Annotated in this window: 12 protein-coding genes; 6 read left to right on the forward strand and 6 right to left on the reverse strand. The window is 65.6% G+C overall.

Annotated features, from left to right (window positions below; all coding sequences use genetic code 11):
• The first annotated feature begins 50 nt into the window (after positions 1 to 50).
• On the forward strand, positions 51 to 1,112 hold the full coding sequence (locus tag PHA81_RS07605; RefSeq protein ID WP_005045314.1) for a type II glyceraldehyde-3-phosphate dehydrogenase: 1,062 nt from the start codon (positions 51 to 53) through the stop codon (positions 1,110 to 1,112).
• Between the two features lie 38 nt (positions 1,113 to 1,150).
• Positions 1,151 to 1,534: an Hsp20/alpha crystallin family protein gene (locus PHA81_RS07610; RefSeq protein WP_005045316.1), complete on the forward strand. Its 384-nt coding sequence runs from the start codon at positions 1,151 to 1,153 to the stop codon at positions 1,532 to 1,534.
• A gap of 280 nt (positions 1,535 to 1,814) precedes the next feature.
• On the opposite strand, the gene PHA81_RS07615 is transcribed toward PHA81_RS07610, so the two are convergent.
• The gene (locus PHA81_RS07615) at positions 1,815 to 2,678 is read right to left on the reverse strand and encodes a RimK family alpha-L-glutamate ligase (RefSeq protein WP_005045318.1); all 864 of its coding nucleotides are present in this window, start codon (positions 2,676 to 2,678) and stop codon (positions 1,815 to 1,817) included.
• 62 nt (positions 2,679 to 2,740) lie between these two features.
• Entirely contained in the window at positions 2,741 to 3,271 is a 531-nt protein-coding gene (locus tag PHA81_RS07620; RefSeq protein WP_005045320.1) for a 50S ribosomal protein L16, read from the reverse strand.
• Between the two features lie 104 nt (positions 3,272 to 3,375).
• Here PHA81_RS07620 and PHA81_RS07625 point away from each other — a divergent pair, with 104 nt between their 5' ends.
• The 4 genes from PHA81_RS07625 (at position 3,376) to PHA81_RS07640 (ending at position 7,575) form a co-directional block, all read left to right on the forward strand.
• Entirely contained in the window at positions 3,376 to 4,380 is a 1,005-nt protein-coding gene (locus PHA81_RS07625) for a glutathione S-transferase family protein (RefSeq protein ID WP_049910341.1), read from the forward strand.
• 195 nt (positions 4,381 to 4,575) lie between these two features.
• The gene (locus PHA81_RS07630; protein WP_005045325.1) at positions 4,576 to 4,980 is read left to right on the forward strand and encodes a CBS domain-containing protein; all 405 of its coding nucleotides are present in this window, start codon (positions 4,576 to 4,578) and stop codon (positions 4,978 to 4,980) included.
• A 62-nt stretch (positions 4,981 to 5,042) separates the two neighbouring features.
• Entirely contained in the window at positions 5,043 to 5,396 is a 354-nt protein-coding gene (locus PHA81_RS07635; protein WP_005045328.1) for a hypothetical protein, read from the forward strand.
• An 805-nt stretch (positions 5,397 to 6,201) separates the two neighbouring features.
• Positions 6,202 to 7,575: an MATE family efflux transporter gene (locus PHA81_RS07640; RefSeq protein ID WP_005045332.1), complete on the forward strand. Its 1,374-nt coding sequence runs from the start codon at positions 6,202 to 6,204 to the stop codon at positions 7,573 to 7,575.
• A gap of 57 nt (positions 7,576 to 7,632) precedes the next feature.
• Here the strand turns inward: PHA81_RS07640 and PHA81_RS07645 are convergent, their stop codons facing one another.
• The 4 genes from PHA81_RS07645 to PHA81_RS07660 all read right to left on the reverse strand — a co-directional run bounded on the left by PHA81_RS07645 (position 7,633) and on the right by PHA81_RS07660 (position 12,631).
• Complete coding sequence (locus PHA81_RS07645) at positions 7,633 to 8,742, reverse strand: ABC transporter ATP-binding protein (protein WP_049910330.1); 1,110 nt, start codon at positions 8,740 to 8,742, stop codon at positions 7,633 to 7,635.
• A complete protein-coding gene (locus PHA81_RS07650) occupies positions 8,739 to 10,559 on the reverse strand; it encodes an iron ABC transporter permease (RefSeq protein WP_005045336.1) in 1,821 nt (606 codons plus the stop codon). Before PHA81_RS07650 ends, PHA81_RS07645 begins: the two co-directional genes overlap by 4 nt.
• Positions 10,532 to 11,740, reverse strand: coding sequence for a thiamine ABC transporter substrate-binding protein (locus PHA81_RS07655; RefSeq protein WP_005045337.1), 1,209 nt, complete (start codon positions 11,738 to 11,740; stop codon positions 10,532 to 10,534). Before PHA81_RS07655 ends, PHA81_RS07650 begins: the two co-directional genes overlap by 28 nt.
• A gap of 138 nt (positions 11,741 to 11,878) precedes the next feature.
• The gene (locus tag PHA81_RS07660) at positions 11,879 to 12,631 is read right to left on the reverse strand and encodes a hypothetical protein (protein WP_005045340.1); all 753 of its coding nucleotides are present in this window, start codon (positions 12,629 to 12,631) and stop codon (positions 11,879 to 11,881) included.
• Between the last annotated feature and the right edge of the window lie 151 nt (positions 12,632 to 12,782).

Below are 12,782 nucleotides of genomic sequence, written 5' to 3' on the forward strand. Positions count from 1 at the left end.
TTTCGGCCCACCTCGAAACGATTATTCCGCTCGCCCGTGCAGGGCCGATCATGCTTCGAGTCGGGGTCAACGGCTACGGTACCATCGGCAAGCGCGTCGCGGACGCGGTCCGCGCCCAGCCGGATATGGAAGTCGCCGGCGTGGCGAAAACCCGTCCGAACTTCGAGGCCGAGCGTGCGGTCGCGAAGGACTTTCCGCTCTACGCCGCTGTCGAGGAGCGCGCCGATCAGTTCGGGGAGGCGGGGATCGATCTCGCCGGAATGGTCGAGGAGCTGATCGAGACGGCGGACGTGATGGTCGACGCCACACCGTCGGGAATCGGCGCGGAGAACAAGTCCCTCTACGAGGAGTACGACACGCCCGCGCTCTATCAGGGCGGCGAGGACGCCGAGCTCGTGGACACGAGCTTCAACGCGCGCGCGAACTTCGCCGACGCCGCCGGGGCCGACCACGTCCGCGTGGTCTCGTGTAACACCACCGGCCTCTCGCGCCTGGTCGCACCGATCGAAGAGGAGTACGGCATCGAGAAGGTCCGCGCGACGCTCGTCCGGCGCGGCGGCGATCCCGCCCAGAGCGGACGCGGCCCGATCAACGACATCCTGCCGAACCCGCGAACCCTGCCCTCCCACCACGGTCCCGACGTCAAGACGATCTTCCCCGACCTCGCGATCGATACCCTCGGTCTCAAGGTGCCGGCGACGCTGATGCACACCCACTCGATCAACGTCACGCTCGAATCCGACGCGACCGCCGACGCGGTCCGTGACCTCCTCCGTGACGAATCCCGGCTGTTCGTGATCCCCGAACGCTTCGATATCGACGGCGCGGGCGCACTGAAGGAGTTCGCGCTCGACGCCGGCCGGCCGCGGGGCGACCTCTGGGAGAACTGCATCTGGGGCGAGTCCATCACCGTAGAGGACAGCGGTGCGTCGAAGACGCACCGAAACGGAGGCGGCGGAGCCGCCGGAGACGATCTCTACCTGTTCCAGGCCATCCATCAGGAATCCGACGTCGTGCCCGAGAACGTCGACGCGATCCGCGCGGTCACGGGCTCCGCCGACGCCGCCGAAAGCGTCGCCACCACCGACGACGCACTCGACATGGGGTTCTGACGCGAACCCTTTTGTCCCGTCCTGACCTACCGACGTCCATGAGACGGGACGACCGTGACGACCACGATCCTTTCGGGGATATCTTCGACGAGATCGAGCGGATGATGAACGACATGGTCGGCGGCGACGTGAACATCCAGACCGACACCGTTGGCGGCAGCGATCCCCACGTCAGCGTCTACGAAGACGAGGATCGCGTGCGCGTCGTCGCGGATCTCCCCGGCGTCGACAAGGAGTCGATCGATCTCACCTGCGACGGCCAACGGCTCACGATCGACGCCACCGGCGACCGCCGCGAGACCACCGAGCGTGTCCGCCTGCCCGTCCGCGTCGACGAACGCTCCGCGAACGCGACCTACAACAACGGCATCCTCGAAGTCGTCTTCGACCGGACCGACGCCTCCGCGGACATCGATCTCTAAAGCCCCACCTTTTTACTTCGGGGCCTCACTCGCCTTCGGCTCGCTCAACCCCTCGCAAAAATCTGGACCAAAAACTCCCGCTCGCTCACTTCGTTTGCTCGCGGTGGGATTGCCGGCACTTTCCGCCCCCGCAACTGCACAGCACCGCTGAAGCCCTCGATCACTCACTTCGTTCGCGATCTCGCCCTTCATCCGCCAGGAGAGCAGGCTCTCCTGAGCCTCGACTCGCTCCGCTCGTCGAGACGCCAGGCCCGCACCGCCACAGCCGCCGCATCGCCGGTCACACCTGATCCTCGATGAGCGCCGCGAGATCGTCGTAGAATCCGGGTTCGTACTTCGTCTTATCGTCGATCGTCGGCCTCGCGTTGGTTTCGGAGACCACCGTGCGGTCGTCAGTCACGAGCAGATCGACGCCGAGCCACGGAATCCCCAGTTCGTCGGCAGTGCGCTCGGCGAGATCGCGGAGATCGTCGTCGAGATCGACCCCTTCAGCCTCAGCTCCGCGATGGACGTTGTGCTTCCACCGCCCTACGCTCCGGGCCGGATCGGGCAGCCGCCGCTCGACCGCGCCGACGTACTCGCCGTCGATGCACATCGCGCGGTAGTCCTTCGCGTCCGGGACGTACTCTTGGACGAGGAAGGACCGATCGCCGGTTGCCTGGTAGTCGTGGACCAGCGCGAGGTAATCCGCGACCCCGAGGAAGGAATCGAGATCACCGACCTTCACGACCCCTGTCCCGCGCGTCGTGGAGTTCGGTTTCACCACGACGGGTGGCTCGAACCGCTCGAAAACGTCCTCCAGTTCGTCGTCGTCGACCGGGTTCGAGACCAGCACCGTGTCGGGCACTGGAACGCCAGCGCGAGCCAGCCGCGCGATGACGTCGGCCTTGTTTCGGGAGGTCAGGATCGCCTCGCGGTCGTTGACCCACGGCACGTCGAGCAGCGCGTCGGCGACCCCGCCCTCCATGATCCGCGAGGGATGGACGAATCCGACGTCGAACCCGTCGAACTCGCTCGGTGGATCGGTGAGGTGCGTCGTCCGTTCCTCACACTGGACGTGCCGGGCGTCGATCCCACGATCGGCTAACGGATCGCCCATCCGCTCGAAGGTCTCCTCTCGTGTGGCGACCGCGAGGGTCAGCATGGCGAATCGACGGCGGCCGGAAGGAAAAGCGTTCGAGAAGCGGGACGGTTCGAGGGCTGCCGTCAGACGACGAGGAGTTCCTCGCCGCGCTCGACGGTGACGTCACACGGCGAGCCGATCTTGTTGTACGCACGCCGGAGTGCTTCCTTCGCGACGTCGGCCTGGTCGACGTCACACCAGATGGTGAAGATCCGCTCGCCCGCGCCGACGCGCGCGGCGGTGCCAACGGGCTTGCCGAACGCCTGGCGCATCCCATCGGAAACACGGTCCGCGCCCGCGCCCGTCGCCTGCTTGTTCTCTCGGAGAACGTGGTGGGGGAACTTCCGGAGGATCATCTTGTAGTTGCCCTCGCCGAGGTTCTTCAGGAGGTGGCGGTTGGCCGACAGCCGCGAGGACTCCATCGCGCCGTGGCGGAGCTGGAGCTCCTCCTCGACCGAGAGGCTGATCTGGACGGGGTAGTCGTCGGGATCGGCCCGAACGTCGCCCATCTTGTGCTGTGCGATCTTCGAGCCGGGGATTCCGGTGATGTACTCCTTCCGGGTGTAGGGAGGCTTCGAGATCTCCCGATACATCGAGGCAGGTTTCTCGGACATGATCTTACCGACGGGAGGCCGACGGCGCGAATAAAGCCTTCGAAGCCGGCGTGTGCCGTCTGCATCGCCGACGGGGCTTTGGGTCCCGAGACCGTACTGTGGCCGTGAATCAACTCATCGACGGCGAATGGGTGACGGACGCCTACGAGTCCACGAACGACGACGGCGAGTTCGACAGACAGGAGACGAGCTTCCGTGACTGGATCGAACCGGACCCGGACGCCGAGTTCCCTGCCGAGGCGGGGCGCTACCATCTCTACGTCTCGCTGGCCTGCCCGTGGGCCCACCGGACGCTCGTCACGCGCGCGCTGCGTGGACTGGAGGACGTCATTTCGGTCGATATCGTCGACCCCTACCGCGCCGAGGACGGCTGGCAGTTCACGCCCGAGCGCGAGGGCGCGACCCCCGACATGGTGAACGGGTTCGACTACCTCCGGGAGGCGTACGTCGCAGCCGATCCCGAGGTCACTGGCCGCGTGACGGTGCCCGTCCTCTGGGACACAGAGCAGGACACGATCGTCAACAACGAGTCCGCGGAGATCATGCGGATGCTCGACACCGCCTTCGGGGAGTTCGCGAACGACGCGACGCTCTACCCCGACGGCCACAGGGACGAGATCGACGAGACCATCGATGCGGTCTACGAGCCGATCAACAACGGCGTCTACCGCGCGGGCTTCGCGGGCACCCAGGACGCCTACGAGAACGCGGTCGCCGAACTGTTCGACGCGCTCGATCACTGGGAGGACGTGCTCGCCGATCAGCGCTATCTCTGTGGCGACGTGCTCACCGAGGCCGACATCTGTCTGTTCACCACGCTGATCCGGTTCGACGACGTGTATCATACGCATTTCAAGTGTAACGTCCGGAAGATCGCGGAGTACCCGAACCTCTGGAACTACCTGAAGGAGCTCTACCAGCTGCCTGGGGTGGCCGCAACGGTGAACATGGATCACATCACCGAGCACTACTACGAGACCCACACGGATCTGAATCCGAAACGGATCGTCGCGGTCGGGCCGAATCACGACTTCGGCGCGGAACACGACCGCGAGCGGCTGGCCGGGGGGCCGCCGCAGAGCGTGACCGCGAGAGCGGCGGACGACTGACTTCGTCCTGTTTCACTGTCGTCAGGCCGACTGTTGGTTCCGAGAATCGGATCGTCCCGCTATCCCGTGGCGTCTGACAGCCTTGGCGGAGGCAATGGAAATCATCGTACGCTCGCGTCCTCCCTCTGATCCGGCAAATATCCGGTCAAGACAGTAATGGTAAATACTTATGGATGGATGGGTTCATCCATAGCTATGGACGATATTTTCGCGGGCCAGCTCATGACGACTGATCTGTACACCGTCAGTCCGGAGACACTCGTCGAGGAGGTGGCGGGGACGATGCTCGACAACGAGATCGGCTCGGTTCTCGTGGTCGACGAGGACAACCAACTCCTGGGGATCGTCACCACCACCGACTACGTCGGGATCGTCGCCGAGAGCCACCCGAAGGCCGAGACCACGGTGGAGCGATACATGACCACCGACGTCGTGACGGCCACGCCCCAGGACTCGATTCGCGACATCGCGGACGCGATGATCGAACACGGGTTCCACCACGTGCCCGTCGTGAGCGACCCCGAGGGCGTCATCGGCATGGTGACGACGAGCGATCTCACGGGGTACATCTCGCACGTTCAGACGCCGAGCCCTGCGTAGTTCCCCGAGACGGGGCAGGCCGGACCGGAGGAACGAAGCCCGTCACGCCAGTAGATCGGTCCATGGCCGATCGACGCGATATCGACAACGCTAGGGAGAAAATCGACGACACGCCCACGATCGCGTGCAGCCGGTGCGATCGCGAGTGGGATCTCGCCTACGAACTCGACGAACTCCACGCCGGCAACGGGGCGCTCGAACAGTTCGCGCTCGATCACCGCCAGCACACGGGTCACTTCCCCGACGACGTTACCCCGTGGCTCGCGGAGTGCCGTCGCTGTCCGGACCACGAGGCGTTCCTCTCCGAACGCCCCGCACGGCGGTGGGCCGAAACCCACGCGCGCCACACCCGCCATCGCGTCGTCCTCCAGCACGCCTCGATCGACGAGCCGCTCACCGTCGAACCGACCAAGTAACGACGGCAGCGATTGTGGCAGGCTATCGCGTCATCGGATTTTTCCGGTGTGCTCTCGTTCATCGAGCCAGGCAGTCGCGATCCGTTCGGTGAGTGTGTCGTCGAACCGTTCTCACGCTCTCGTGAGGCGATCCAACGAGTGGAATATTCGGAGCGAACGTATCGCTGGTGTCGTGAGGCAGGTCGCGGATGGCAGTATGGAGGAGGGAACCCTGGACGCGGCCATCAGACCAGCCAAAGAATGATGGTTCGGCCTCTCACTATGAGCACACAATGGCTACCGAAGAGACTGCTTCCGAGGATCGGTATCTAACGAAGCAGAACTTCGTGCGATTTTATCGGTGGCTCACGGTTCTCGGGCTCGCAGCTGTCGTGGTGTCTGCTGTCGCCGGTGCGGTCGTCCCGAGGGTTGTCACTGGGGTTGTCGTCGGTTCTTGGCTTCTCGTGAGTCTCCTCTTGCTCGCCCACTTCGGAATCCACAACGACCCAGTATAGCGAGCCACCCAGAACTCCTCACGTTCGTCTCGTCGGGCGAGCTTCCTGCTGACTGTCCGCCCGCAGCGTGATTGCAGTACATTGCTGTGAAATCCTCTTCTGACGCGATATTCGGCAGTTACGTGACCGACGCAATATTGTGGTGAATGCTAGCACGAATCAGAAACATTCTCGGCTATGTAACGATAAATAGATCAGCGAAACAGAAGAAAGGAAGCCCTATATCCCCCCATCCAGTAGAGCCCTTGTTCGTAGTGGTCCGTCTTCCAAACCCAATCAGAGTAGTCGTACTGTATATCGGACTCGCCCTCGTGCGTGCCGATCTCATCGAAGCGGAGCGGGCACGCCGGACGACCGATCTCGCGTGGCCGCGTATTCTCACTGGTATCGCGCGGATGTCGAAGAACGCGGTCGACATCGCGATGGTCGGCGTCGCGGTCGGCTCCGTTGGCATCGCTGGCGTGGGCTTCGCGAGTCCCTTCTGGGGGCTCGCGTTCGCCGCCGGCGGCGGGGTCGCCGCCGGGACGATCGCGCTGGTCTCCCAGCGCTACGGGGCCAAGCGCCTCGGTGCGATCGACCAGGCCGTGCGATCGAGCGCCGCCGTCGTGGTCGCGCTCACGCTGCCGCTCATCGCGATCTTCTGGCTTTTCGGGGCCGATCTCGTCGCTCTCCTGAGCAACGACGCCGAGGCGGTCGCGCTCGGCGCGACCTACCTCCGGATCGTCGCGTTCGGCATCCCCTTTGCGGCGCTCAATCTCATCGGCAGCCGGGTGTTCCTCGGCGTCGACGACGCCAGAACGCCGATGGTGCTCCGCTCCGGCGGCGCGGTCGCGAACGCCGTCATCAACGCGATCCTGATCTTCGGTCTCGACCTCGGCGTCGCTGGCGCAGCGCTCGGCACCGTGTTCTCGAACGCGATCGTGACGGGAATCTTCGCGGTCGGACTCGTCGCGGGACGACTGCCCGGTCTCGGCGAGCTCACAGTGCAGATCGACCCGCGAGGAAGCTACCTCGGCGACGTCCGCGAGGTCGTCGACATCGGGACGCCCGTGATCGGCCGGAACCTCGTCTGGACGGTCGCGGAGTTCCCGATGCTCGCGATCGTCGCGCTGTTCGGCCCACAGGTCGTGGCGGCGTACGTGATCGCGCGCCGGATCTGGGGGCTGATGAACACGCCCGGCTGGGGCTTCGGCCTCGCCTCCTCTAGCCTCGTTGGCCAGGCGCTCGGCAGCGGCCACGAGGAGACCGCAGAAGCGTACGGCCGCGAGATCGTTCGGTTCGCGGTCGCGGTTTACATCGTCTCGGCCGTGATCGTCTTCGTGTTCGCCGAGCCCATCGTCGCCACTTTCGCCGGTGGCGGCTCCGAGACCGTGATCTCGGTCGCGGTGTCGCTGGTCTCGGCGGCCTGCGTCGCGATCGTGCTTCAGGGCGTTTCGGGGGCCGCTGCCGGCCCGCTCGACGCGAGCGGGGACACCGGGTGGCCGTTCTACAGCCAGGCGCTCGGCATCTTCGGCGTCGCCATCCCCTTCGCCTACCTCGGCGCGACGACCTCGCTCGGGCTCTACGGGCTGTATCTCGCCTTCCTCGCCGAGACGACGGTGCCCGCGGTGCTCAACTACTACCGCTTCGCCACCGACAAGTGGAAGCAGGTCAGCCGACAACACCGCCCCGACGCGCCGGCGTAATTCCGTCTGTCAGCGCCTGACTGTGGCGAGTGTGTGTCCTGCGGGTGTTCCGAACTCTTAGCTGTCCTGCAGGAGGTGAACGTCGGCCGTGTCGAACTTCAACTCTACAGTATCGTCCGGTGGCTGGCGGCCCTCGGTCTTCACCAGAATCGACCGGTCGTTCCACGTACAGTGGAGTCGGTAGGCATCGCCGAGGAACTCGCTGTTCTCGACGGTCGCGGTCAGCGTCGTCTCACTTTCGGACGACTCGCTTCGCTCAGCCCCGCCGAGACGGATCGTCTCGGGACGGACACAGAGCGTTACCGAGTCTCCAGTCGACACGTTGGCGGTCTTGGGGAGCCGAATCTCTTTGCCGTCCACGCGAGCGCGCAGTGGTGCGGTTGCGGACACCTCGCCGTCGAAGAGGTTGTTGTCGCCGACGAACTCGGCGACGAACCGCGAAGCGGGCTCACGATAGAGCCGTTCGGGCGTGTCGACCTGCTCGATCCGGCCGCCGTTGACCACCGCGACCCGATCGCTGATCGCGAGCGCTTCGGCCTGGTCGTGGGTGACGTACACCGTCGTGATCCCGAGGTCCTGTTGAATATCGCGGACGGTCACCCGGAGGCGTTCGCGGAGGCGCGCGTCGAGCGCCGAGAGCGGTTCGTCGAGCAGGAGGAGTTCGGGACCGGGGGCGATCGCCCGCGCGAGCGCGATCCGCTGAGCCTGGCCACCCGATAGTGCTTCCGGGTCGCGCTCGCCCATCCCCGCCATGTCGACGAGATCGAGGAGTTCGTCGACGCGCTCGTCAGAACTGACGTCACCGGGCGGATCGCGAAAGCGGAGGCCGTACGCGACGTTCTCACGCACGCTCATGTGGGGGAAGAGCGCGTAATTCTGGAAGACGATTCCGACGTCGCGCTCCTCGGGCGGCATGCCGTCGACTTGCTGGCCGCCGATCCGGACGTGCCCGGCGGCGGGCGTCTCGAACCCCGCGATCGTGCGGAGGGTCGTGGTTTTCCCGCAGCCCGACGGCCCGACCAACGTGAAGAACTCGCCGTCTCCGACCGCGATCGAGACGTCCTGGAGCGCGGTCACGCCGCCGAAGGTCACGCTCACGCCGTCGAGTGCGATCCCTGGATCCGCCCCGTTGTCGGTCGTTTCGACGCCGGATTCGGATCGAGTCATGGCTCCCACCGCCCGCCGAGGCGTTCGATCACCAGAAAGCTCGCGGCCGTCACGGCCAATAACACTGTGCCCATCGCTGTCGCCGGCCCGAGACTCGGCCCGAGCGAGCGGTTCCCGATGTAGCGTTCGAGCGCGACCGGCATCGTGTAGCTGTTCACACCTTCTGCGAGTAACACTGTGGTATCGAACTCGCCGATCGAGATGGCGAACGCGAACGCGCTGCCGGCGAGCACGGCCGCAGCGATCAGGGGTAGCTCGATGTCCACGAGCACCCGGAACCGGCTCGCACCGAGCGAGCGGGCCGCATCGAGCAACCGGGAATCGAGCCCGGAGAGCGCAGGCGTGACGTTGCGAGTCACGAACGGGTAGGCCGCAACGGCGTGGGCGGCGACGACCGCGACCGCGCCGCTCACGACGATCCGGTGGCCGAGTATTTCGGTGCCGAAAACCAGGGTCTGGAGCAGCCCGAGCCCGACGACGACGCCGCTGACCGCGAGCGGGGCGGTCATGATCGTTTCCGCGAGCCGCGAGCCGGCCCCGCCTCGCACCGCGACCACCGAAACCACGATCCCCATCGGGACCGCGAGGACGAGCGTCCCGAGCCCGAACGTGAGCGAGTTCGTGATCGCGGGCAGCGGTTTGACCGTTCCGGCCCCCGTTGCGGCCTGCTGGCGGACGAGGAACTCGTAGTACGCCGTCGTGAGCCCTCCATTGGGACCGGTCACGCTTTCGAGAATCATGCTCGCGAGCGGGCCGACGAACAGGATCAAGACGGGGATTCCGTAGATCCCGAGCCCCACCCTTACGGGATCGCGGAGCGTCCGCCAGCCCTGGATGAACGCCTGTCGCGGACGGGAGGCCCCACCGCCGCGCATACTCGTCTGGCGCGCCTCGTATCGGAGGTAGAGATAGGTCAGCCCGAGCGAGAGGGTGGTTTCGATGGCCCCCAGCGTCGCAGCCTCGGCGAGCGCGAGGTCCTGAACCCGGGCGTAGAGCCAGACCTCGACGGTCGCGAGCCGGAGCCCCCCGAGCGCGAGCACGATCGGGAACGAGAGGAACGTGAAAACGAACGTGAGCAGCGCCGCGGTCAGGAGGGCGGGCAGGAGCTGTGGCGCGACGACGTCCCGGAACGCACGCAGCGGCGACGCGCCGAGCGCGCGCGCGGTCTCGACGCGTCGCGCGTCGACGGTCTCCCACGCGGCGGTCACGAGCCGGGTCACGAGCGGCGCGTTGTAGAAGGCGTGGGCGAGCACGATCGCTTCGAGCGAGAACAACAGGTTCACTTCGCCGAGTCCGAGCCAACCGAGAACGTCGTTGAGTACCCCCGTCTGGCCGAACATCGCCAGGAAACCGACCGCGACCATGATCGAGGGGAGCACGAAGGGAAGGATGGTGAGCGAGCGGAGCGCGCGCCGGCCACGGAACTCGTAGCGCGCGAGCAGATACGCTCCCGGCAGGCCGACGACGACGCTCGCCAGCGTCGAGAGCAGCGCCTGGTAGGCCGTGAACCCGAACAGCCCGAACTCCACAGGTGAGAATCCGGCTCGGACCCACGCGAGCACGCCGGCCGGGACGCCAGCAGGATCGGTGAACAGCGAATGGGCAGCCCCGGTGTAGAAGGGGTCAGCGAGCACGTCGAGCAGCGGGGCGACCGTCAGTCGGCCGCCGCGGACCACGGCCTCGACGAGGACGCTTCCAACTGGGTAGTAGAAGATCGCGAGCAGTACCGCGAGCGTCAGCGCGAATCCCAAAGGAAGGGCGAGCCGGCCGGTCCACCGCCGCAGCGTCGTCACGCGCCCGCGACCAGCCTCGCCCACTCCTCGACCCACGTTCCGACCGAGCCGGCGAGTTCGTCGTACGAGAAGGTCACCGGTTCGGGCGGTTCTTTCGCGTACTTCGCGAACTCCTCACTCGGAGTGACGCCCTCGACGGCGGGGAACTGAACGTTCTTGACGGCGATCTTCGACTGGGCGTTCTCGGTGAGGACGAACTCCATGAATCGCCTTGCGAGATCGGGGTTTTCCGCGTCGGAAAACAGCGCCATCGTCTCGGGGTTCGCGTAGCCCTGATCGTTCAGAAAGCCGATCTGGTGTTTCGCCATGTTCACGTCCGGCCCGTGATAGAACACCTGATCGGTCGAGTACGAGACCACCATCGGGGCCTCGTCGTCCATGTAGGCCTGGTAGGCCGGCTCCCAGTCCGAGAGCACGTTGACGCCGTTCCCGACGAGTTGCTCCCAGTAGTCGAGATAGCCGTCCTCGCCCTGGGTGATGATCGACCAGAGCAGAAAGGCCCGACCGGGATCGGACTGCTGGGCGTTCTGGGTGATGAGGTCTCCCTCGTAGCGCGATTCGAGGAGTGATTCGAAGGTCTGTGGCTCCTGTACCTCCTCTTCGTTGTAGACGAGGCTGATGTAGCCCGTATCGTACGGGATCGCCCGGCCCTTCGGGTCGACACGGAGGGAATCCTTCACGGTGTCGGCGCGGTCGAGACCGTCGCCGACGGATTGGAACAGCGCGCTGTCGAGCTGTTGGCTGACACGAACGAGCTCGCTCGTGTTCAGCCCAACGTACACGTCGGCGTCGATCGGCGCGCCCTGTTTGGCCCGTTGGATGTACTGGTTGACGCCGTTCTCTGGGGTCACGAACTCGACAGTTGTGTCCGCATACTCCGCTTCGAAGGCGGATTTGAGCCAGTTGCCCGCGGTGTCCTCGCCGGTGAACGAGGAGTACGTCGCGACGGTCAGCGTCCCGCTTGAGGACGCGCTGCCGGTCGTCGTACCCGTCTCGTTCGTGGCGTTCGTCCCGCTTCCGCCGGTCGTTCCGTTCCCGCTGGCCGTCCCGTTCGCTCCCTCGCTCCCGTCCGTGCCGGATGCGTTCGACGAGTTGGACGCGTTCTGCCCACTTCCGCCACCGTCGTTGCTACCGGTGCAGCCCGCGAGCAGCGTCAGCCCCGCCACGCCAGCACCGGCTCGGCGGATGAATCGCCGTCGTTGCATTACTCGGTGATTCCACTGGGTGGCAATTACCCTGTCGGTCGGGAGTCAGTACGTCGCTCAGCGAACAGGAACGCCGACGACGGATCGAATCGTGAGCGTTCGAGAAATCACACCGGTCGGGTATTGATTCGACCGCTTTCACCCACCGGAACCGGTCGAAACGGCGGTAGCGGGCGATCCGAGACTCGGGAGGCTCGGATCACGGTAGGGGTTGCGGCCGTACACCGCGCCGTGGAGGTCCTGTTCGTCGAGCTGCTCAGTCAAGGTTCGGCGCAGCCGGTTGAGGGCGGTGACGTCGAGATCGTACGTCGCACAGAGATCGCTGAATCGATCTTCATCGGTGATCGAGCTGAACTGATCGTAGAGATCGGCGAGGCGTTCGGGCGACTGTTCGGCGATCCACTCGTCGTCGTGGAGGCCGAGGTGGCGTTCGCGCTCGCGGTCGACCACGTGGCGGATCACGACCAGCGCGACCTTCTCGATCGCACGCTGGCTGCCGAACGCGGTGAGATCGAGATCGACCATGATCCCGATGGCGCGATCACGCTGCCACGGCGTGAGCGAGCAATCGCCGCACAGCGCGTGGGTCAGCCGGAGCTTTTCGAGGCGGTGGGCGCGCTCGCTGTACCCTTCCATCGCGGGATGGCGCTCGTCGTGCAGCCGGCGGAGGTTCTCCCGGAGGTCGCCGTCGGGCGAGTCGGCCCGGCCGATCCGGGTCGCGCTCGGTGTGACCAACCCCCACCGGCGCACGGTTTCATCGCGCTGGAGGTCGGCCCGCGCGACGGCGCTGTCGCCAGGCCGACGGCTCAACTGGACGATGGTCGACTCTCTGGCCGAGTCCACGTCCGCATCCGTCGCCGCGAGCGATTCGGCCGTGTCGTCGTCGGTCATGCCGACGGCGTAGCCGCCGCTAACAGTTGAATGGTGGGTTACTGCGAAAAACCATCACGAATCGACTCCTGTCGCGTCCCGCTCGTATCTATACCTTATCGCCAGAGTCACTTAAAGGAATGACGAGAGAGAAGGAGCACCGGCAGCGGGG

The sequence above is a fragment of the Halococcus sp. PRR34 genome, assembly GCF_028617175.1.
GTDB lineage: Archaea > Halobacteriota > Halobacteria > Halobacteriales > Halococcaceae > Halococcus > Halococcus salifodinae.

Bases quoted from the DNA above. Each gene is read 5' to 3' on its own strand.
- PHA81_RS07655 (WP_005045337.1), bottom strand. From the start codon at position 11,740: ATGCAACGACGGCGATTCATCCGCCGAGCCGGTGCTGGCGTGGCGGGG.
- PHA81_RS07645 (WP_049910330.1), bottom strand. From the start codon at position 8,742: ATGACTCGATCCGAATCCGGCGTCGAAACGACCGACAACGGGGCGGAT.
- PHA81_RS07610 (WP_005045316.1), top strand. From the start codon at position 1,151: ATGAGACGGGACGACCGTGACGACCACGATCCTTTCGGGGATATCTTC.
- PHA81_RS07615 (WP_005045318.1), bottom strand. From the start codon at position 2,678: ATGCTGACCCTCGCGGTCGCCACACGAGAGGAGACCTTCGAGCGGATG.
- PHA81_RS07620 (WP_005045320.1), bottom strand. From the start codon at position 3,271: ATGTCCGAGAAACCTGCCTCGATGTATCGGGAGATCTCGAAGCCTCCC.
- PHA81_RS07635 (WP_005045328.1), top strand. From the start codon at position 5,043: ATGGCCGATCGACGCGATATCGACAACGCTAGGGAGAAAATCGACGAC.
- PHA81_RS07630 (WP_005045325.1), top strand. From the start codon at position 4,576: ATGGACGATATTTTCGCGGGCCAGCTCATGACGACTGATCTGTACACC.
- PHA81_RS07660 (WP_005045340.1), bottom strand. From the start codon at position 12,631: ATGACCGACGACGACACGGCCGAATCGCTCGCGGCGACGGATGCGGAC.
- PHA81_RS07605 (WP_005045314.1), top strand. From the start codon at position 51: ATGCTTCGAGTCGGGGTCAACGGCTACGGTACCATCGGCAAGCGCGTC.